Source organism: Fibrobacter sp. UWT2 (assembly GCF_900142545.1).
Classification (GTDB): Bacteria; Fibrobacterota; Fibrobacteria; order Fibrobacterales; family Fibrobacteraceae; genus Fibrobacter.
This window is the reverse complement of the sequence record NZ_FRBF01000034.1, coordinates 1-19,836: the sequence shown is the minus strand read 5'-3', so window position 1 is coordinate 19,836 and position 19,836 is coordinate 1. Positions and strand designations below refer to the sequence as shown.

Annotated in this window: 17 protein-coding genes and 1 pseudogene; 6 read left to right on the top strand and 12 right to left on the bottom strand. The window is 52.4% G+C overall.

Annotation, left to right across the window (positions count from 1 at the left end; translation table 11 throughout):
* Positions 1-180: 180 nt before the first annotated feature.
* Positions 181-1,554, bottom strand: a complete 1,374-nt coding sequence (locus BUA40_RS14865; protein ID WP_072801437.1) for a tetratricopeptide repeat protein — start codon at positions 1,552-1,554, stop codon at positions 181-183.
* Positions 1,555-1,622: 68 nt separating this feature from the next.
* Between BUA40_RS14865 and BUA40_RS13825 the strand changes: the two genes are divergently transcribed.
* Positions 1,623-1,838, top strand: a complete 216-nt coding sequence (locus tag BUA40_RS13825) for a hypothetical protein (protein WP_143149820.1) — start codon at positions 1,623-1,625, stop codon at positions 1,836-1,838.
* On the opposite strand, the gene BUA40_RS14640 is transcribed toward BUA40_RS13825, so the two are convergent.
* The 8 genes from BUA40_RS14640 to BUA40_RS14435 all read right to left on the bottom strand — a co-directional run bounded on the left by BUA40_RS14640 (position 1,835) and on the right by BUA40_RS14435 (position 12,662).
* Positions 1,835-1,984 carry a hypothetical protein gene (locus tag BUA40_RS14640; protein WP_178299675.1) on the bottom strand — a complete coding sequence of 50 codons (150 nt, stop codon included), beginning with the start codon at positions 1,982-1,984 and terminating at the stop codon, positions 1,835-1,837. The two genes, BUA40_RS13825 and BUA40_RS14640, sit on opposite strands and share 4 nt — an antisense overlap.
* An 11-nt stretch (positions 1,985-1,995) precedes the next feature.
* Positions 1,996-2,136, bottom strand: a complete 141-nt coding sequence (locus tag BUA40_RS14635) for a hypothetical protein (protein WP_178299673.1) — start codon at positions 2,134-2,136, stop codon at positions 1,996-1,998.
* Between the two features lie 9 nt (positions 2,137-2,145).
* Positions 2,146-6,609 carry a beta strand repeat-containing protein gene (locus BUA40_RS13820; RefSeq protein WP_072801435.1) on the bottom strand — a complete coding sequence of 1,488 codons (4,464 nt, stop codon included), beginning with the start codon at positions 6,607-6,609 and terminating at the stop codon, positions 2,146-2,148.
* Positions 6,610-6,705: 96 nt separating this feature from the next.
* Positions 6,706-7,347, bottom strand: coding sequence for a GNAT family protein (locus BUA40_RS13815; RefSeq protein WP_072801434.1), 642 nt, complete (start codon positions 7,345-7,347; stop codon positions 6,706-6,708).
* 2 nt (positions 7,348-7,349) lie between these two features.
* The gene (locus BUA40_RS14630) at positions 7,350-7,505 is read right to left on the bottom strand and encodes a hypothetical protein (RefSeq protein WP_178299671.1); all 156 of its coding nucleotides are present in this window, start codon (positions 7,503-7,505) and stop codon (positions 7,350-7,352) included.
* Positions 7,506-7,702: 197 nt separating this feature from the next.
* Entirely contained in the window at positions 7,703-10,447 is a 2,745-nt protein-coding gene (locus BUA40_RS13810) for a YfhO family protein (RefSeq protein WP_255369326.1), read from the bottom strand.
* Positions 10,448-10,554: 107 nt separating this feature from the next.
* A complete protein-coding gene (locus BUA40_RS14820) occupies positions 10,555-10,677 on the bottom strand; it encodes a hypothetical protein (RefSeq protein WP_255369325.1) in 123 nt (40 codons plus the stop codon).
* Between the two features lie 122 nt (positions 10,678-10,799).
* A complete protein-coding gene (locus tag BUA40_RS14435) occupies positions 10,800-12,662 on the bottom strand; it encodes a T9SS type A sorting domain-containing protein (RefSeq protein WP_143149819.1) in 1,863 nt (620 codons plus the stop codon).
* Positions 12,663-13,316: 654 nt separating this feature from the next.
* Between BUA40_RS14435 and BUA40_RS14430 the strand changes: the two genes are divergently transcribed.
* The gene (locus tag BUA40_RS14430) at positions 13,317-13,523 is read left to right on the top strand and encodes a hypothetical protein (protein ID WP_143149818.1); all 207 of its coding nucleotides are present in this window, start codon (positions 13,317-13,319) and stop codon (positions 13,521-13,523) included.
* A 1,016-nt stretch (positions 13,524-14,539) separates the two neighbouring features.
* Here BUA40_RS14430 and BUA40_RS13800 read toward each other — a convergent pair.
* Positions 14,540-15,487, bottom strand: a complete 948-nt coding sequence (locus tag BUA40_RS13800; protein ID WP_255369324.1) for an ArsR/SmtB family transcription factor — start codon at positions 15,485-15,487, stop codon at positions 14,540-14,542.
* A gap of 55 nt (positions 15,488-15,542) precedes the next feature.
* Between BUA40_RS13800 and BUA40_RS13795 the strand changes: the two genes are divergently transcribed.
* The gene (locus BUA40_RS13795; protein ID WP_083585435.1) at positions 15,543-16,349 is read left to right on the top strand and encodes a phosphatase PAP2 family protein; all 807 of its coding nucleotides are present in this window, start codon (positions 15,543-15,545) and stop codon (positions 16,347-16,349) included.
* Between the two features lie 77 nt (positions 16,350-16,426).
* The gene (locus tag BUA40_RS13790; RefSeq protein ID WP_072801431.1) at positions 16,427-17,131 is read left to right on the top strand and encodes an FISUMP domain-containing protein; all 705 of its coding nucleotides are present in this window, start codon (positions 16,427-16,429) and stop codon (positions 17,129-17,131) included.
* A gap of 65 nt (positions 17,132-17,196) precedes the next feature.
* On the opposite strand, the gene BUA40_RS13785 is transcribed toward BUA40_RS13790, so the two are convergent.
* Together BUA40_RS13785 and BUA40_RS13780 are read right to left on the bottom strand one after the other, a co-directional pair.
* A complete protein-coding gene (locus BUA40_RS13785; protein ID WP_072801430.1) occupies positions 17,197-18,171 on the bottom strand; it encodes a hypothetical protein in 975 nt (324 codons plus the stop codon).
* A 19-nt stretch (positions 18,172-18,190) separates the two neighbouring features.
* Positions 18,191-18,991 (bottom strand): HAD-IIA family hydrolase, encoded by an 801-nt coding sequence (locus BUA40_RS13780; RefSeq protein ID WP_072801429.1) that lies wholly within the window; start codon positions 18,989-18,991, stop codon positions 18,191-18,193.
* Positions 18,992-19,093: 102 nt separating this feature from the next.
* Here BUA40_RS13780 and BUA40_RS14920 point away from each other — a divergent pair.
* Both BUA40_RS14920 and BUA40_RS14815 read left to right on the top strand, forming a co-directional pair.
* Positions 19,094-19,231: pseudogene (locus BUA40_RS14920) on the top strand (RNA methyltransferase PUA domain-containing protein); the annotation flags it as partial.
* Between the two features lie 98 nt (positions 19,232-19,329).
* Positions 19,330-19,731, top strand: coding sequence for an RsmE family RNA methyltransferase (locus tag BUA40_RS14815; RefSeq protein WP_255369323.1), 402 nt, complete (start codon positions 19,330-19,332; stop codon positions 19,729-19,731).
* The last annotated feature ends 105 nt before the right edge of the window (positions 19,732-19,836 follow it).

Sequence of the window (19,836 nt, the reverse complement as noted above, 5' to 3'; positions counted from 1 at the left end):
TTTCAATTATAATCAAAGGATTTCTTTTTTTCAGCACCGCCAGAAGGCTTCTTTAGAACCACCAGCCTAGCTGGTGGTTTTCGTTCTTACAAAAAACGCTTGCAATAAGGATTGCAAGCGTTCATTTTTGTGAATCCGTAAAAGGAGATCCCGGGTCTAACGCCCGGGAAGACAATCAAACTATCTAGTTCTGCGAGGGAGTTCCGAGGCATGCTTTTCGAGCCAGACGGCATCTTCGAGAGCACGTTCGGCTTCGGTTGCCCAGTCGGAATCCGGGAACTGTTGCACCACTTCGCGATAACGAACCACGGCGCTGTGGAAGTCGCGGAGTTCACGATAAATGTTGCCCACCTGAAGCATGGTGAAGTAGCGTTCTTCAGGTTCCTGTTCCGTTTCAAGCAAAGCCTTGTACATCTGAAGAGCAGACTCGTAGCTACCGGCGCCAAAGAGCAAGTTCGCATTGGCGATAGACGGCTTGCCCGACGGAGCATCGGCAATGTCAGCCACGACAGGTTCTTCAACCGGGGTTTCTTCCACCGCCTTTGCCGGAGCGGTTTCAACCGGCTTCGGTTCAGCCTTTGCCACGGCTTCGGTTGCCGGAACAGCGGCAGGCTGATTCTTCGAATCCTTTTCAGCCTTGATTTCGGCAATGCGGGCTTCGGCTGCGGCACGGTATTTGGCGCTCGGGGCAGCCTTCTTCATGTAGGCGGCCAAGAACTTGAGTTCCTGATCCTGCTTCTTGTTGCTCTTTGCAATCAGGGCGAGGAAGTAGTTGGCATCGTTGCCTTCTTCCTTGTATTCAAGACCCTTCTTCAAGTTGAATTCGGCCTTGTCCATTTCGCCGAGCTGGTAACGGGTCAGGCCCGCGTAGAAATACGCACCGGCGTGTCCGGGCTGCTTGCGCAAGACTTCGCGCCACATGGGGGCAGCTTCTTTATACTTGCCTTCAGCATAGAGAGCCTTGCCCTTTTCAAACGGATCGTTCGAGGCGGCATCAACCTTTGCAGGTTCTGCCTTCGCCACTTCTGCCGGCTTTTCGACAGGCTTCGGAGCTTCGGCAACCTTGGCAGGAGCAGGCTTTGCCACTTCTACAGGTTTCGGTTCCGGCTTGGGTTCGGCGACCTTGGCAGGTTCAGCCTTGACCGGTTCCGGAGCAGGTTCTGCAACAGTGGCGGCTTCGATCGGGGCTTCTACCACCGGGTTGTTCTTCGGATCCTTGGCGCGTTCGGCTTCGGCCTTCGCCTTTTGACCGAGAACTTCATAAACCTTGGCGGCACCTTCGTAAGCGGCGCTCATCGTCGGTTCAAACTTATAAGCAAGGCGGTAGTTGGCAAGCGCCCCGCTGTAATCCTTCATCTTCATGCGAACTTGCGCGGCGGCAAAGTAGGCGGCGGCATCACGCGGATTTTCGGCCAGAACGGCGCGGTATTCGCCGAGAGCCATTTCAAAGTCGCCTTTAGCCTCAAAACGGGCGCCCTGTTCCATTCGCGGGTCAGCACTGAACGATAGACCCACCAAACATGCCAATGCAATCGCAGAAATTCGGATATTCATACTTTCAATTTAGCAAATTTTACACCAAAAGCATTCCCTTTGCGCCAAAGAAATACTACATTCAGGGCATGAGCAAACTGATCGCACGCATCTTAGTCGGAGTCATCGTGGCCGCCGTCCTGATGGCCATCAACGAATTCCTCGTTCCCGAAAGCCTCTACATGAACGACGCCTTCAACCACTTCATGAGCGTCTGCTACTTTGCCTGCATCATCGTCCCGTGCGTCATCTACTTTATCAAGACGCCGCCCGGAACCAACAACAAAGGCGAACGCATCGGCTAGCGACCCGGCTTGTCTAAAACAGACAAGCCGACTTCAATAACACCACAAGCCGTTTTATCCCCGTCGCTACTACTGCACTGCAGCAGGGCGGATTGCTGCTTAAGTTGAAAGACCTTGACGCAAGGCTTTTCATAGACCTTTTTCATAGAGTCTTTCCCTACTTGATGAGATCGACCGTTACCGTATCATCAGGATCACAACCTTGGCTGCAATCCAGCAGGGCGTTCTGATGTTTGACTTCGATAATCTCCATCGTCGGAGCAGTATATTCTTTTTTCTGTTCAAAACGGTTAGTCATTTTAAGCTCCTACTTTTTCAAATAAATTCCTTTAGCTTTCGGCTTGCCCACGTGGCGGCCCTTGAGGTCGAAAGTTCGACCGTCGCGAATTATCTGGATTTCGCCCGTACGGGTGTTCATGCGACCGACAAATGTCGTATGTTCATTGCCGTTTTCATCGTCTTTGACAAGCTCGACCTCAATCGTTTCAGGAAGGAATTCTACGCTGTACAAGCTGGCGGCACTTGCTGCACGCTGTTCGCCCGGAGCAAGCGGACGCCCTTGCGATTGCTTGAGTACAACATCGGCATTTTTCTTTCTCAGATAGGCGCGAAGCGGATAGGCGTAGCCACCAGCCACAATTTTTCCAAACTTGCCCTTGGCAACTTTGTCTTCGTTACGGCCAGAGAAAGCGTAAGCAAGCCCGAGTTCGTCATCGTCTTCGCCACCCCAAGTTTTGTACTGATAAACGCCCGTGAAGTACCATGTACTGTCCTTATTCCAGGTGGTATCAATGTCGTTCGTATGCATCTCGGCAGTAAATCCATCCAAATTGAATTCCAGTTGTCCATCATTGGGCAGCAACACCACATAAGGAGTATTTGCCTTCGGGAGAACACCATCTCCGATGTATTTCATCGTAGCCTTCCAGGCGTTACCCACCTGGGCGACATCGTTCAAGCCATAGAATTCAGCGTTAAACGTTGCGTACCGGGGCAATTCGAACGGCAACACGACCGTCGACGGGGTATTAGCCGAGAACGTACGATTCAGCGTAATGGAACTCACACCAATAGCCTCGGAAATTTTCACAGAAGCGTCACCGTTGTATTCACCGTTGAAGACGGCGTACAATTCATAGTCTTTTTTGTAAACCAGCATAACGTACGGGTATTCAAAAGGGCTTGTTACAATATCTGAAAATTCGACACCGCCAATAGTGATTGTACCTGTTCTATAGCCGTCATTTTGGCCTATGCTTTGGAAAGCATCTTTCCCCTTTGTTGCAGAAATCTTGGTTTTGTCGCCGCCAATCACAACGCTCCCAACAGTTCCTCTGTCGCCGCCGCCGATGCCAGCAGCATCTTCACCACCCGTAGCAGAAATAATTCCTCCACTAATCGTGATGTTCCCAACCTTTCCTAGGAGGCCACAGCCGACACCCGCCCCATTAGCAGCACCCGTAGCAACAATGGTCCCTCCACTAATCACGATGTCTCCAATAGTTCCATAGCCGCCGCCGCCAACACCCGCCCCATTTGGAGTAGTACCCGTAGCAACAATAGTTCCTCCACTAATCACGATGTCTCCAGCAATTCCTTTGTAACCGCCGCCAATACCTGCGGCACCAGAGCCACCTGTAGCAGTTACAGATCCTCCACTAATAATGATATTTCCAACAGTTTTATCGTTGTCACCGCCGATACCAGCCGCACTATTACCACCCGTGGCAGTAATAGTTCCTCCGTTAATCACAATATTTCCAGCACTTTCACTCCTGCCGCAGCCGATACCAGCACCCCAGCCGTTGCTGCTTGCATCAAGGGAACCCGTTCCCGAAATAGTAAGTGTATAATTCTCCGGCACATAGATGCCGGGATATTCGTCATAGAAGCCCTTCACACTATTTGTGGAATTCTCTGCGAGAATAATGTTGCAGTTTCCTTCGCAAGTAATGCCCGCCCACTTATAGCTGTGACTGTTAACGCCATTGATGGTCACTCCGTTGAGCGTTACCGTTGCGCCATCAGCAATCAATATCTTGTAATTGCCAGCGAGCTCGCCAGTCAACGTTTCACCATTATGTACGATATAGTCACCATTCAACGAGGCAAGATTCGTGACGTACGGATATTCAAACGGACTGGCTTCAATATCTGAAGTTTCGAAACCGCCGATATTGATTGTGCCTGTTCTAGAACCGGCATTACCTTTACCTATACTATAAGTCGCATATTTGCTCTTTATTGCAGTGACAGTTGTTTCGATGCCACTAATTGTGATGTTTCCAACAGTTCCTTTGTAGCCACCACCGATGGCTGCGGCATCCCTACTACCCGTAGCAGTAATAGTTCCGCCGCTAATCTTAATGTTACCTACAGATCCGTAATAGCCACTGCCGACACCTGCGCCATTTGCACCATCTTGTGTTGCAATAATAGTTCCTCCACTAATTTCGATGTTTCCAACAGATGCGTTGTATCCACTTCCGATACCTGCTCCATAACCTCGACTCGTAGCAGTAATAGTTCCTCCACGAATCACGATGTTTCCTGCAGATATACTACCGCCACCACCAATACCGGTACCATCTCCATAGCCACAACTTTGCGCATCAAGGGATCCTTTTCCTGAAATGGTAAGTGTTTTATGCTCTGGCACATAGATTCCAGGATAACTATCATGGAAGCCCGTCACATTATTCACGGAACTATCAGCAAGGACAATGTTGCAATCGCCTTCACAAGTGATGCCCGCCCATTGATATTTCCCATTGTTACCACCATTGATAGCCACACCATCAAGAGTTACCGTAGCACCATCAGCAATCGAAATCTTGTAATTGCCGGCGAGTTCGCCCGTCATTATTTCGCCATTTTGTACAGTATAGTTTCCTTTCAGCATTGCAAGATTCGTGTACGTAATTTCAAATTGCACCTCGAGGTTTTCTGTAGGCAGCTGGTAATTGTCATTGCACACAACCGTTGCCGTTGCCGTATGTTTTCCGACATTTTTTGCAACACCCGAAATCGTTATCGTACAATCATCGCTATTTATAGTCCCATCTACAGTTGCAGTCGGAGCCTGTTCCGTACCATTATAAAACAACGTAAGCTCTCCCCAGGTGATGGTTATTTCTTTCGGCGTAATTTCGAAAGGCTTTTCAAGGTTTTCTGTAGGCAGCTGGTAATTGTCATTGCACACAACCATGGCTGTAGCCGTATGTTTTCCGGCATCTTTTGCTGCTCCTGAAACAGTTATCGTACAGTCATCGCTATTTACAGTCCCATCTACAGTTGCAGTCGGAACGTGATCAGCGCCGTCGTAAACAAACGAAGTCTGTTCGCCCCAGGCAATGGTGATTTCTCGCTGCGTGATTTCAAAGGGCTTTTCGAGGTTTTCTGTAGGCAGCAGGTAATTGTCATTGTTCAAGGATGCGGCGGTAGCCGTATGCTTGCCAGCATCTTTTGCCGCGCCCAAAACCGTAATCGTGCATTCGTCGCCGCTTACAATGCCGTCCGCCGTTGCAGTCGGAACGTGATTCGTGCCGTCGTAGACAAACGAAGTCTGTGCGCCCCAGGCGATGGCAATTTCTTTCGGGTTGATTTTGAACGTTTTTGATATTGCGCCTGCATAATTGCCCATTCCAGTAATAGTCATCTTGGCAGTTCCTGCCGAGATGTTGTCCGTGCATTCGACCGAGTAATCTACACCGGCTTCCAGCGGAGTCATTTCATCGGTTATGCTGACCGCAGGGCAAATCGCAGACCCAGTGTAAGTTTGGTCGGCGATGTCGGCAACGGTAATGTCCGGGTGGGTAAGGGAAATCCAGACAAACGGGCTTGTTGCAATACCTTGAGTTTCGATACCGCCGATAGTGACCCCGTCTATAGAACCGCCATCTCTTTTACCTATGCTATAGGAAGAATTTTTCCCCTTTATTGCAGTGACCTTGGTATTGCCGCTAATATCGATGGCCCAGACGACAGATCCATTTTTGCCGTAACCGATGCCGACAGCTCCATTGCCACCCGTAGCTTTAACAATCCCTCCACTAATCATGATGTCAATAACCTCGCCTTTTTCACCGGTACCGATGCCGGCAGCATTCTCGCCACCCGTAGCTTTAACAATCCCTCCACTAATCGTGATGTCATAAATCTCTCCATGATAACCGCTACCAATGCCTGCGGCACCATTACCACCTATAGCGGTAACATCACCTCCATTAATTGTGATGCTTCCATGATTCCCAACGGCTCCATAACTAACGCCACAACCGATACCGGCAGCACTATGACCACCCGTAGCTATTATAGTGCCCCCATTAATCACGATATTTCCTACATTGCCATGGCTCGCGCCACCGATGCCGGCGGCATAACCATTGCTGTTTGCTTCGAGGTAACCTGATCCCGAAATGGTTAGTGTTTTATTGTACGGCACTTCGATGCCAGGATAACTACTATAGAAACCCGTCACTATATTTCTCGAATTCTCTGCGAGGATAATGTTGCAGTTTCCCTCACAAGTGATGCCCGGCCAATTGTAGTCAATGTTGTCAACTCCGTTGATAGTCACTCCGTTGAGCGTTACCGTTGCGCCATCGGCAATGGAAATCTTTACGTTCGCACCGAGAACGCCCTTAACCAAGTCGCCATTCCGAAGCGTTTTGTTGCCTGTCACCGTTGTTAAGTCAACAGTTGCCGCCCAAGCCGAAGCAACCGAGAACAGGAAGAAAAGGAATATGGATAAAAATGTTTTGTTTTTCATAGGATTTTAGTTTTTTATAAAAATACGCCGCAAATATAAAAAATATCTTACAAGAATATAAAAAACCGGCCCTACGGACCGGTTTTTAAAGGATTGTCAGTTAATTCGCGGGGTTTCCCCTATCTTGTCATCAAGATCTATCAAATCATAATACATCAGACGTGTACGCAAAGGATTTTTTCCAAGCATTTTAACATTTATACCTAGAGCCTTAGCTTCATTTTCATCTGAGCCATACAAAAACTTGAAACCATTTCTTTGATAGTATCGTAAAACATCGGAGCTATTGACCGCATCTACAATTATAAATCGGCATCCAGTCTTATTTTCATCACTGCGGAACCAAGTCTTGATAAAAGTCATCACAGCTGAGCCAAAGCCCTGTTTTGCAAATTCCGAGTTTATTCCCAACCGACCAACCAGTACACCCGGATAACGCCGCAAATTTTTCTCTCCATTTTCCGTGACATACTCAATTTTAGCCATGTCCTCAGGAAAAAGCTGTTTTATTCGTACAGAATCATTCGACAGCGTAAAGGCCGCAACAATTTTGTCGGGAAACTCTTTCAAACGAAAAACATAAGTCTTGCCCAAAAGTTTTTCACCATACAAGAAAGAATCCTTGGCGAAAAAATCATCCAAGTCCTTGTTTCCGCATTTGAATGGTTTACAATTTTTTAGAAGTTCCGGAGTAAGTCTTGAGAATGAACAACTAGATAAAAACTCTGCAACATTCATTCCTAGAAACCTTGTTCACGTAGAAATTTCTTCACGAGCAGGACAGTTTCGCTAATATCCTGTTTATGCTCATTCTTTTCGGCAATATCGGCAGCTCTGAGAAAACGCTCCGCGTCTTCCCCATAAAGAGTCGGTATTGATCTTATTTCTACAGCCATAGGTTTATCCTCATATTAAAATAGGTTTTAAGTTTTCAATTGTCAATACAGAGATTTTTTCAAAGTCCCTATTACTATACACGCTTTTTTCGGACAACTGATGCCACTTTCGGTACGTAAATTTTTCCACACACGAAAAAGCCCGGTGGTTAGGCCGAGCTTCTAGAGATTTTTTCCGAGTCGTTTAAGAGATCGCTTTACTTCTTGCGGCTGCGCACGGCGGTGACTGCGCCGAGGGCAATCAGCAACACGGCGGCAATCACGCTCACAAGAATCGTCTTGTGGAACGGGGCGCTGCGGTATTCCATGCGGACTTCGGAATTACCGGCTGGAATCTGCACGGCGCGGAGAGTTCCGAAGGCCTTGTAGACTTTAGCTTCCTTGCCGTTCACGTAAGCCTTCCAGTACGGGTGATAGTTGCCGGCGACGACCATGAAGCCTTCGCGGTCAGCATTCACGTTGAACACCTGGGTATCCATCTTGGGGCTTGCGACAAGCTTTGCAGAACCCTGAATCGGGCCCTTGGCAGCCACGCTGCCCTTGCCGTCGAATTCCGGCGTTTCAGACAAAATAACTTTTTCGCGGTAGAAGAACTTGCCCGGGACATCTCCAAATTCAGGAGTAACGGGTGCGGCAGCGCTATCGGCCGGAGCGGCAGCAGAATCAGCAACGGGTTCTGCCACCGGTTCAGCAGCCTTCTGCTCACGAATGGCGGCCTGCGTCTGGAGCGTCTTGATAGCGGCGGAATCATCCATCACGACAGCTTCACCGTAGAGGTAAGCCTCGCCCATCGCCGTCGGAATCGGCATATAAGTCGTACCCTGACGGCTATCGAAGATGATGGCACCCACATTCATCAAGTCAAGGAACGGGTGCACCGCCGTCGGGTCATTGATATTCATCAAGTAGTTCGCATCCTGCTGACCACCACGGAATGCGCGGTAGCTCGCGAGTTCGTTATCGTGAACGCCATCGGCATTGCGTAAGTTATACTGCGGGAAAGCATTTCCACTCAAAGCCTTGTTGCGAGAAAGCGAAAGCACACGCGGCGTATTCAGGGAGTCTGCCTTGTACGGAGTCTTGAAGGCGGCCACCACCGGGTTCGTCGGCTGCAAGTATTCATTTGCGGCAACATTCTGGATGAAAGCGCCGTCGATAAAGAAGAGTTCAACGCCAGCAGCAAGCGCAAGCACGCCCGCCTTCTGGGCAATCGGAGCCTTCCACTTGAACACAAAGAGCGTCACCGCAATAATCACCAACACCAGTACAAAACTCGGGATGGTCTTGCCAGCAGTCGCACTCATCACGATTTCGTTCAGCGGCTTAAAGTAAGGAGCGGTCACGGAATCTTCCAAAAGTTTCTGGCCGCTCATGAGCATCACGCCAAGATAGGCAAAGCCGATAAAGATGCAAGCCTGCAGTGCACGCGGAGTTCCCGGAAGGCCCTTCTGGAAAGCTTCCGTCAAGTTTGCAACCGTGAGCTTTTTCTTCTGGTCATCAAGGCTCATCACGCCAAGGCAAAGGGCGGCATAAAGAACCATCACCACCAAGCCGACAGGGCCAATAAAAGTCGTCCAAGCAAAACGAGCAATCAGGGCAAGCACCAAGAGCACGCCGTACATAGCAGAGCCATGCAACAGAGCGCGACGGTTATCTTCGGCTTCGGCAGCTTCTTCAGGAGTCTTGCCTTCGGCAGAAATAGCCTTGAGTACCGGGCCCGCCATCATCACCAGCAAAAGCGGCAACCAGAACAGGGCCATACCCGGAGCACGGAAGTTCTTGACGCCGGGGAGCACATTGTACCACAACTTGAACAGCGGAGAATGATCACCCATGCCGTAGCTCAAGGCAACGACTGCACCCAGGCCCCAGAACGCCGCATAGCGACGCTTGCCCGGCAGGAACAGGCAAAGGAATCCGAGGAAGGTCAACAAGGCACCCGCATTGTTATGGTCGAGCTTGAACGCATTGTGCCCCCAATAGAACGGAGAGCCGCCCTGCAACTTGCGGTATTCATCCATCGTGAAACTCACGAAAGAGGATCCTTCGAGGTCACCCGTCTTTTCGTTCTGTTCGTAAACGTCGACACCCACAAAGCCCGGCAGCAGAATCTGCGCCATTTCTTCTTGGTGCAAGGACCAGCTGACGGCGTGGCCGTAATTGGTGTGGCTATCGTCGCCGCGCACCGACTGCGTGGTGGTGTACATGTAAGGCGGCACAATCTGGAAGCAAGAAAGCGCAAGGCCAAAACCGAGGCCCACCGCCGCAAGGCCAAGGCGCTTGCCGCGAGTCTTCATGGCATCGCAATGGAAAGCGACTTCGTAAAGCGTATAAAGGCCGGCACCCCACAGGAACAGGTAAGTGAGCTGCAGGTGCGAACCCAAAATCATCCACGCGACCGAGAGCGCAAGCACAATCATGTAAGGAATGCTACCCGTACGCACAATCTTGCGGATAGCAAGCAGCGCCAGCGGAGTAATCGCAAAGACCATCATCTTGCCGTCGTGGCCACCGTAAATGTAGGTGAAGTATTCCGGCGAGAAGGCGTAAAGCATGCCTAGCAGACCCGCCCACCAACGGTTCCCCGTCAGGTTCCAGGCAAGGAGCATGGCACTCATAAAGGCCACCCACAGCGTGAGGATAAACTTGAAGCCCACGGCGCGGGCGGGGTCCATCAGGAACTGCACCCATACCAGCGGATGGTAGGCGTCGGCAAACAAGGCGTCGATCGTGGGCACGCCGCCCAAGCGGGAATCGTCCCATTCCGTGAGCACGGCACTTTCGGCACGCAGAATGCGGCTACCGATACCGTTCAGCTGGTCACTATTGAGCATGAGCTGATTCGGGTCGAAGGCGAAATCGCGGAACACGATCAGCAAGATTCCGAGGAAAATGGCGGAAAGCGCCACAAAGAAAGCAGGCTTCTTGTTTAAGAAATTCATGTGGTTAATTTAGTTAAAGTAGACGGCAGGAAGTAGACAGTTGTCAGTACAAACAACAAAACCGGCTATATTGCATAGCCGATTCATTTACAAAAAGAAACGTAAGATTAGTCTTCCGACTTGTTTTCGAGCTTGTCGTCGGCAGAAGAATACTTAATAAGGCAATACACGCCGAAAGCCGAGATGATACATGCGGCGGCAATGGCGACATACTTGATGATTTTACCCATAGTTTACTCCTATCAAAAACGCTTTATCTCAATATACACAAAATTTTGCAAAATGCGCAATACAAATTGCGCAATTTTTGCAAAAACATAGCCCCAAAAGCAACCTTTAGGGGCTACAGGAGTTATTTAAGAGTCACTCTCTGGCTTATTCCATTCACACGAACAATGTAATTGCCGGGCGTCTGCAGGGTAATGCTTGTAGAAGTCTCCAAAAGCGGTTTTGTGACCACCCGGTGACCAAGTACATCATAGACGCTGACTACCCCACCCTGTGAATTCATCAACATGATCGTCATACCGTCTACCACGAGGTTAAACGAGTATTCCGGCTGATTCATGACAAGGTCCGATCCCATCGAAGAACTGCTCTTTGTCTTTGAAGAAGAGGACTCTGCACTACTTGAAGAACTCTTCACAGAGGACGAAGACTTTACAGAAGAGGAGGATTTCGCTTCGCTCGAAGAAGAATTCTTTGTCGAACTGCTAGAAGAATCAATCTGCGAGGAACTCGAAGATTTGACAGACGAAGAACTAAATTCGACAATGGAACTGCTAGATACCACAGAGCTACTGGATGTTGCAGAACTACTTGACGCAACAGAACTGCTCGATGTCGAGGAACTACTGGACACTGTACTGGAAGAAGACTCCAGCAACGTATGGCTTTGTCCGATGGTTCCGTACCTCGAGTAGAACTCGTCGCAGGTACCCTCGCTCGTGAGGATCGGGTAATGGCCCTCGCAGTAGCGCCACCAGCCGCTGCTCGTGCTCGACAGGCCAGAGTTCGTGTTCAGTTTCTCAACGAACGACTCGGTCTGCATCTCCGCGGTCGTCCTGCCGTTCACGTTGGCCACGGAGCCCGTGCTCGTCAGCATGCCGATGGCGTGCATCGTGTCCGGGGTCGCGACGTTCGCGTCGTAGTAGCTGTTGTCGACACGGCTGTACGTCACGTAGGGGCTGACGCCCGAGATCCGGTAGTTGGTACGGTCGACGGAGCTGCTGATCACGCCGTAGGAGTGAGCCGCCACCAGCTGCGTCACCGAGGAGCCGTTCAGGTAGCCGGCGATGCCGCCCACGTAGGGGTACCTCGTGGGACTCACGTCGAAGCCCTTGCCCAGCTTCAGGAGGGCGTGGTTGTTCTGGAGGCCGCTGCCGTAGTACCCGTAGCCCGTGACGCCGCCCACCTTGACGCTGTAGGTGCTAGTGTCGGACAGGGAGAGTGTGTCGACGTTCAGCTCCGCATAGGAGGCGTTTATCGCGGACGAGCTCGCCTCGCCCGCAAGGCCGCCGATCTCCACCGTGCCGAAGTTGCGGCCCTTGACGACGAGGGTGTCTAGGGACGCCTGGCACTTCACTATCTTGCCGCTGGAAAGGTAGCCAGCGATGCCGCCCGCGTAGAGCGCGGTCGTGCCGGTGTTCGACGTCGTCAGTACAGCCTTGCCGCGGAACCGGCTGTTCTGTATGGTGCCGCTACACGTCGCGGCGATGCCGCCGAAGTTGATCGTGCCGCCGGTAGATTCGTAGGCAAGCGTCATGGACGGTTCCGCCACGCTGTTCTTGATCGTCCCGCTGTTCGAGTAGACGATTCCGCCGATGCCGCTGGTGGACAGGGCGTACCCCGTGCTCGTGCAGCTGTCTATCGTACCGCTGTTCGAGTACGCTATCCCGTAGTTCTTGGACACGCTGTTCTTGATCGTGCCGTAGTTGCTGTACGAGAGGCCGCCCTTCTGGTGCATGCCGTCGTTAGATTCCGTGCAGCTGTCGATCACGCCGCGGTTCTCGCGGACCCACGAGTGCACGTCGCTCCGCTTCAGCGAGAGGTTCTTCATCACGAACCCCGTGCCCGTGTAGTTCACCAGCCCGCCCGGGGAGTACAGGCCGTAGATCGTGTGGCCTGCGCCGTCCAGAGTGCCGTTGAAGGGAGCGTCGTCGTCGAACCCTATCGGAGTCCACTGGAAGAGACTCGTCTTCGACTCGTCCGCCATGAAGTGGATGTCGTCGCCCAGGACCGCGTTGATGCTCTTGCTGCCGTTGTTCGTCTGGTACGCGAACCACGCCAGTTCCTCCGCGGTCGTGATCACGTAGTAGGCCTTCCCGCCGATGCTGTCCACCGTGGGACGCGAGGTGGAACCGTCCCAGTCCTTCGAGATGACGGGATCCGCGCCGGAAGGCTTGAACGTCAGCTTGCCGTACCTCGAGTAGAACTCGTCGCAGGTACCCTCGCTCGTGAGGATCGGGTAATGGCCCTCGCAGTAGCGCCACCAGCCGCTGCTCGTGCTCGACAGGCCAGAGTTCGTGTTCAGTTTCTCAACGAACGACTCGGTCTGCATCTCCGCGGTCGTCCTGCCGTTCACGTTGGCCACGGAGCCCGTGCTCGTCAGCATGCCGATGGCGTGCATCGTGTCCGGGGTCGCGACGTTCGCGTCGTAGTAGCTGTTGTCGACACGGCTGTACGTCACGTAGGGGCTGACGCCCGAGATCCGGTAGTTGGTACGGTCGACGGAGCTGCTGATCACGCCGTAGGAGTGAGCCGCCACCAGCAGCGTCACCGAGGAGCCGTTCAGGTAGCCGGCGATGCCGCCCACGTAGGGGTACCTCGTGGGACTCACGTCGAAGCCCTTGCCCAGCTTCAGGAGGGCGTGGTTGTTCTGGAGGCCGCTGCCGTAGTACCCGTAGCCCGTGACGCCGCCCACCTTGACGCTGTAGGTGCTAGTGTCGGACAGGGAGAGTGTGTCGACGTTCAGCTCCGCATAGGAGGCGTTTATCGCGGACGAGCTCGCCTCGCCCGCAAGGCCGCCGATCTCCACCGTGCCGAAGTTGCGGCCCTTGACGACGAGGGTGTCTAGGGACGCCTGGCACTTCACTATCTTGCCGCTGGAAAGGTAGCCAGCGATGCCGCCCGCGTAGAGCGCGGTCGTGCCGGTGTTCGACGTCGTCAGTACAGCCTTGCCGCGGAACCGGCTGTTCTGTATGGTGCCGCTACACGTCGCGGCGATGCCGCCGAAGTTGATCGTGCCGCCGGTAGATTCGTAGGCAAGCGTCATGGACGGTTCCGCCACGCTGTTCTTGATCGTCCCGCTGTTCGAGTAGACGATTCCGCCGATGCCGCTGGTGGACAGGGCGTACCCCGTGCTCGTGCAGCTGTCTATCGTACCGCTGTTCGAGTACGCTATCCCGTAGTTCTTGGACACGCTGTTCTTGATCGTGCCGTAGTTGCTGTACGAGAGGCCGCCCTTCTGGTGCATGCCGTCGTTAGATTCCGTGCAGCTGTCGATCACGCCGCGGTTCTCGCGGACCCACGAGTGCACGTCGCTCCGCTTCAGCGAGAGGTTCTTCATCACGAACCCCGTGCCCGTGTAGTTCACCAGCCCGCCCGGGGAGTACAGGCCGTAGATCGTGTGGCCTGCGCCGTCCAGAGTGCCGTTGAAGGGAGCGTCGTCGTCGAACCCTATCGGAGTCCACTGGAAGAGACTCGTCTTTGACTCGTCCGCCATGAAGTGGATGTCGTCGCCCAGGACCGCGTTGATGCTCTTGCTGCCGTTGTTCGTCTGGTACGCGAACCACGCCAGTTCCTCCGCGGTCGTGATCACGTAGTAGGCCTTCCCGCCGATGCTGTCCACCGTGGGACGCGAGGTGGAACCGTCCCAGTCGGCAGCGAATGCTGTACCGCATAGTCCTGCCAATAGGCAAAGGAGAATCGTTTTCAAAGCAGTAAAACGACTTTGATCATAAAAACGGGGCAAATCGGTCATAGACAGCTCCTTCAAAAGACTATTCCTAATATATATTAATATTGCACTATCTCCAACCCGTTTGTAAAAAAAAACAAACAGTTGGTGCTGGAGGGAGCCGTTGGAAGAGTTTATTTCTTTTTCAGAATCATGCAGATGACGGGCAGTTTCTTGTCGACTTCGTTTTCGCTCGGGATGATTTCGCTGGAGACGACATCGCAGTTGAATTCCTTGACAAAGAATTCGAGCTGGCTGCGGTCAAAGCCAAGCCAAATGTGGCCGTGCGTGGTGCGGAAGGATTCTTCCTTGTGCTGAGCCAAGTCAAGCAGGGCAAGCGTTCCGCCGCGCTTGAGGATACGAACCGCCTCCTTGAGGGCAAGGCGCGGATCCTTGGCGTGGTGAAGCACCTGGCTCATGAGCACGAGGTCGGCAAAGTTGTCGGGCAGGCCCGTGCTGACCATGTCAGCCACCTTGGGCGTCACGTTCTGGATGTTCTTCTGCTTTAAAATCTTCTGGAGCCCGCTGATGATTTTCGGGTCGTAGTCCAGGGCCGTTACGCGCTTGCAGCTGTTGCAGAGCATGAGCGTGAGGTCGCCGCCTTCGCCGCAGCCCACGTCCACCGCGTTTTCGAACGGGTACATGAGGCGGCCGAACAGGCTGATTTGAGCCTTGAGGCTACCACCCGCCTGGTCGAGCTTGTGGATTTGGCCCTTGGTCTTGTCGGTGCGGTCTTCGAGCACCTGTGCGGCACGGCACTTGAGAATGTCCTTATCCGGGAGTTCTTCGTAGGCGTCGCGAATCATCGAAAGCATGCGGGTGCTCAGGTACAGTTCTTCGCTCAGGCGGTAATAGGCCTTGATGCCGTCGCGGCGGTCCTTGAGCAAGTTGCAAGCAGAAAGCTTTGCCAGGTGGCGGCTCGCGTTACTCTGGTGGATATCCAGGATATCCTTGATTTCGTTGACGGTGAATTCCGCCTGGTCCAGAAGCAACAAGATTTTGAGGCGCATTTCGTCGGAAATGGCTCCGAAAAGGTCCATGCTGGGTACAATCGGTTCGCGAGTATTTAAAGAATCTGCCACAAAAGCTCCATTCGTTTACTATAAAGCAATATAATTTTTTTAGCTTAGGGGCTGTATGCGAATTTTCAAAAGGTCATTGATTGTAGGCATTCTGTTCCTGATGGGTTTTGCGCAGGCTACCGAAACGGAACGCCCCTCTTATAAGCTAGACTTTGAAAACGATTTTCCGGTTACCTTGGCCGCGGGCGGCATGTTCGGAATCGGCATGTTCCTTTATTCCCGCATGAACACCCCCGAAACCATGAAAGACAAAGACGACCTTTTGCCCTGGGACAAGCCCCTCGCCGGCCGCTACAGTGAGAGCGCCGACTTGGCCAGCGACATCGGGTCCGTTTTCGCCATCGCCCCGCTGGTGGTCGGCGGCATCGCCTGGCACGACGGAAGCTCCACCGGGGGTGAATTCGCCACCTTCACCTTGATGTTTTTCCAGGCCATTGGCATCGGAAACGGACTCAACCTCGCCATGCGCTCGCTCGAAATATGGCCCCGTCCCTACATGTACTCCGAATCGGGAGAAGGGCGAAAAAAAGCTGAAAACGCCAAATCGGAGGCTTACGGGTCGTTCTTTTCGGGGCATACCACCGCTGCCTTTACAGTCGCCACCTTTACCGACCAATGGTTCCGGACCGCTTACCCGAACTCCCCCTACAAAGGAATCATGAGAGCGAGCGCCTACTCGCTTGCCACCCTCGAAAGCGTGCTCCGCATCGCCGCTGGTAAACATTACTTTACAGACGTGCTGGTCGGAGCGCTTGTTGGAACTGGTGTCAGCATCGGAATCCTGGAGATGCACAAAAATCGGGACGAAAAGTACTCATTTTGGGTAGGGCCGAATGTTGCCGGCATCACACTCCGATTTTGAAATAAATTTGTAAGAATCTTTTCCAAAAACTCCTGTATATATTCAAAAGTGTAGGCGCAACAAATTGCCTCAGGAGTATGGAAATGTTTGGAATCAAGTTCAATCGTCTGGTCGCTGCAACTGCAGTTTTCGCCCTTTGCTGCGGCGCAAGCTTTGCTGCCGGTCCCAAGAAGATGGGCATGCACAAGATGACGAAGGTGTCTGTCAAGAAGACGAACCTGGTTCACAAGGGCAAGACCGCCAAGCTCGAACAGCCCGAACAGAACTTGAGCGAAGAAGAACTCTTTGCACTGGCCCTCGAAAGCAAGAACATTTCTAAGGACGGCAGCACGCTCACCGACACCCGCGACGGCAAGACCTACAAAATTGAAATTAGAGGCGACAAGGCATGGATGAAGAACAACCTCTCCTATAGCCTTTCGACCCCCAAGCAGTGCCTGCTCGAAGACGAAGGCAACTGCAAGAAGTTTGGACGTTTCTACAGCCACAAGGAAGCCTCCAAGGCATGCCCCAACGGCTGGCACCTCCCCAACGACGGCGAATGGCGCGACTACCAGAAAGATCAGTCCAAGCTGGACTGGAACAACCTGGGCAAGGGCGGCTGCAAGGATTGGGACGGCTACTGCGAAGGCGATAACACCGGTCACTACTGGTCCGCTTCCAAGGTGAAAAAGAACACCGCCCGCTCCTGGGAATTCCGCAGCATGGCCCACAGCATCAACCGCACCGACGAAAGCCTCTCTAAGGGTCTCTACGTTCGCTGCGTCGCCGACCTGCGATAAGATTTTACCCGTATATTAGTAAGGCTCCCGCAAGGGAGCCTTTCTGTTTTAGAGTCTTTCTGTTTTTACTTCATGCCGTTAACCATCAGTTTCACGATGCCGCGTGCGAATTCGTTCGGCTGGATTGACTTAGTGGTCGGAATTCCCTTTTCTTTCTTGAGGTCGAGAATCAGGTAATCGAGGCAGTATTCATCGTCGTTGCCGCTGTAGGTGACATCAAAGAAGTAATCGTTGAAGTCAAACTTTTCCTTGCCCTTGCTGTCCTTGTAATCGGCATAGGCGGCTTCGCAATCTTCCTGTTCAAAGGCGTAACGCAGATGGAAGTCCACATTGCAGGAACGCTTGTCGTAAGAGACAATGATTCTGCCCTTGGATTCCTTGAAGTCCTCGACGCGAATCTTTACGAGACCATCGTAAAGGGAAAGTTCATCGCAGTCGACCGCGCGAATGTCAGCCAGCATCTGCTTGTCGTCCACCGGACCTTCCTTAACCTGGAAGCGACCGTAGAATTCCTTGAGTTTGGCGTCGATATTTTTGATGGCATCGACTTCCTTGTTGAATACGGAATAGTAGTCCTTCATGAAGCAGCTGCCGTCATAGCGAATTACGCGATTGATCACGTTCTTCTTGGTCAAGCGGAAACCGCCCTGGATCTTTTTGGAGGAATTGTCTTCGTCACCCCAGAAAGCCCTCGGGAAAGTACCATCGCTGAGGTTATACTTGGCGATTTCTTCCTTGCCCTTCAAGATAGTCACAACGCCCTTGTTTTCGTAGGCTTTGTAAGTAAGGGTATCCCACATGTCGGCATCGGCAGGACCGACCAAGTTGCCGAGCGTACCTTCTTTACAGACCGGTTCAATTCGCTTGAAGGTGGAATCCTTCTTGTTATAGCTGTACTTTGCCTTGTCGAGAACCATCTCGAAGGACTTTTCCATGCTGAAAACGCCAGAACCGGAATCATCGCCGCAAGCCACCAAAGCCGCAGACGACACTAGAGCGAAGGCGCCCAGGATTCCAAAATTTGCAAAGTGCTTGATCATATTTTCTCCATTCTTAAAATCAGATTTCACCCTTGAAGAAGGATTCAAAGTCAATATCACTTACCATATCGACAACAAACTCAGGTTTGTCAACTAATTTGTCCAAATCCTGTTGTTTTGTTTCGCCACAGAGCGGGAGCACGAAGCGACAGCCGCTGCGCTTGGCCAGTTCAAAGTCGGTATAAAGGCGGTCGCCCACGAACAGAATCTCTTCGGGCTTGTACTTTTTGAGGAGTCCCGAGAGCATGGCAGGATTCGGCTTGCCAAAGCTGCGTTCCGGTTCTACGCCGTAGGCGGTTTTGAGGAGCGCCATGAAGCTTCCGATATCGGGCACGGGGCCGTTTGCATCGGGGCAGACAAAGTCAGTATGCGTGACCCAGAACGGAATCTTGCGCTGCACGCGGAACGACAGTTCGCAAAGTTCGCGGTAGTCGAAGCTGTTATGGTAAGCGATCAGCACCAGTTCGGTGTCTGCAACGTCCGGGCGCAAGTTGAGCGTCGGGTCTTGCGCGGCAAACCATTCCGTGACTTCGGGGTTTGCAAAGAAGAATACGTTCTTGATGCCTTCTTCGTGAATAGCATCGAGCGAAAGGTACAAAGCCGAAATAATGGCATCGTCGGCCAGCGGAAGGCCCATGACCTTGAGGCGGTTTTCGTAGAAGACCGGAGACTTGCTGGTATTGTTGCTCAAATAGTAGACGGGCACTTGTTTGGCCACACGGCAAACCGTCTTGACCGCCTTCGGATAGGGGCGGCCACTCAGGTACAAGGTTCCGTCGAGGTCAAATACGACTGCTTTAACCGGGCAATGCTTTTGCATGTGAATGAATATAGTAATAGTAGGCGGTAGGAAGTAGACAGTAGGCAGTGATTAGTGGTTAGGAATTGATGTTTTAATCAGTCTTTTTTATCTTTGCATTGTATGAAGACACCTGACAGCAGATTCTATTGCCCGCTGATTTCGGTCGGCACCATCACCTTGGACGAGAACGAAAGTACGCACGCGGTGCGCGTGTGCAGGGCGTGCGTAGGCGATGTTTTGCAGCTGTCCGATGGCGTGGGGCATTACGCGGATGCGCTCATCGAGGTGGCCGACGCCAAGGCATGCCAGGTGCGAGTCGATACAGTCATCGAGGCAGAGAGAGAGAGAGGCCCAAGGTGTCGCTTGGAATCGCATGTCTCAAGGACGACGCCTTGGAAGAGGTTGTTTTTCATGCAGCGCAGACCGAAATCGACAAAATCATCTTCTTGCGCACGGACTTTTCGCAGGAGCCCAAGAATTCCGACTTGAAAAAGACCGTACGCCGCGCAGAACTCAAGAGTCTCGTGAGCCTCAAGCAATCCAAAAAGGCTTGGATGACCGCAATCGAAGGCCCCGTCGAATTCGACAAGTGGCTCGCAAGCTACCAGGGCGACTTGATTCTCTGCGACATCGACGGAGAACGCCAACTGAACTTGAGTGGCGACGGCTCGGGCGCAAATGAGAATGATGCGCCCATCACCTTACTCGTCGGACCCGAAGGCGGATTTTCGCCGCGCGAAATAGAAGCAAAAAAGTGACCCGCCGGCAAAGCCGGCGGTTCTTCATATACGGGCGTAGCCCTACAATACTAGCGGCGTGCAAGGGCACGCACATCAATCTGCCACCTGCAAGGGTCCTTACTA

What these genes read in the sequence shown, in the direction of transcription:
- BUA40_RS14435 (WP_143149819.1), bottom strand. Translation starts at nt 12,662, where the DNA reads ATGGCGGACGAGTCGAAGACGAGTCTCTTCCAGTGGACTCCGATAGGG.
- BUA40_RS13780 (WP_072801429.1), bottom strand. Translation starts at nt 18,991, where the DNA reads ATGCAAAAGCATTGCCCGGTTAAAGCAGTCGTATTTGACCTCGACGGA.
- BUA40_RS13825 (WP_143149820.1), top strand. Translation starts at nt 1,623, where the DNA reads ATGAGCAAACTGATCGCACGCATCTTAGTCGGAGTCATCGTGGCCGCC.
- BUA40_RS14630 (WP_178299671.1), bottom strand. Translation starts at nt 7,505, where the DNA reads ATGGCTGTAGAAATAAGATCAATACCGACTCTTTATGGGGAAGACGCG.
- BUA40_RS14635 (WP_178299673.1), bottom strand. Translation starts at nt 2,136, where the DNA reads ATGACTAACCGTTTTGAACAGAAAAAAGAATATACTGCTCCGACGATG.
- BUA40_RS13790 (WP_072801431.1), top strand. Translation starts at nt 16,427, where the DNA reads ATGGAAATGTTTGGAATCAAGTTCAATCGTCTGGTCGCTGCAACTGCA.
- BUA40_RS14640 (WP_178299675.1), bottom strand. Translation starts at nt 1,984, where the DNA reads ATGAAAAAGGTCTATGAAAAGCCTTGCGTCAAGGTCTTTCAACTTAAG.
- BUA40_RS13815 (WP_072801434.1), bottom strand. Translation starts at nt 7,347, where the DNA reads ATGAATGTTGCAGAGTTTTTATCTAGTTGTTCATTCTCAAGACTTACT.
- BUA40_RS13810 (WP_255369326.1), bottom strand. Translation starts at nt 10,447, where the DNA reads ATGAATTTCTTAAACAAGAAGCCTGCTTTCTTTGTGGCGCTTTCCGCC.
- BUA40_RS13785 (WP_072801430.1), bottom strand. Translation starts at nt 18,171, where the DNA reads ATGATCAAGCACTTTGCAAATTTTGGAATCCTGGGCGCCTTCGCTCTA.
- BUA40_RS13795 (WP_083585435.1), top strand. Translation starts at nt 15,543, where the DNA reads ATGCGAATTTTCAAAAGGTCATTGATTGTAGGCATTCTGTTCCTGATG.
- BUA40_RS13820 (WP_072801435.1), bottom strand. Translation starts at nt 6,609, where the DNA reads ATGAAAAACAAAACATTTTTATCCATATTCCTTTTCTTCCTGTTCTCG.
- BUA40_RS14865 (WP_072801437.1), bottom strand. Translation starts at nt 1,554, where the DNA reads ATGAATATCCGAATTTCTGCGATTGCATTGGCATGTTTGGTGGGTCTA.
- BUA40_RS14820 (WP_255369325.1), bottom strand. Translation starts at nt 10,677, where the DNA reads ATGGGTAAAATCATCAAGTATGTCGCCATTGCCGCCGCATGTATCATC.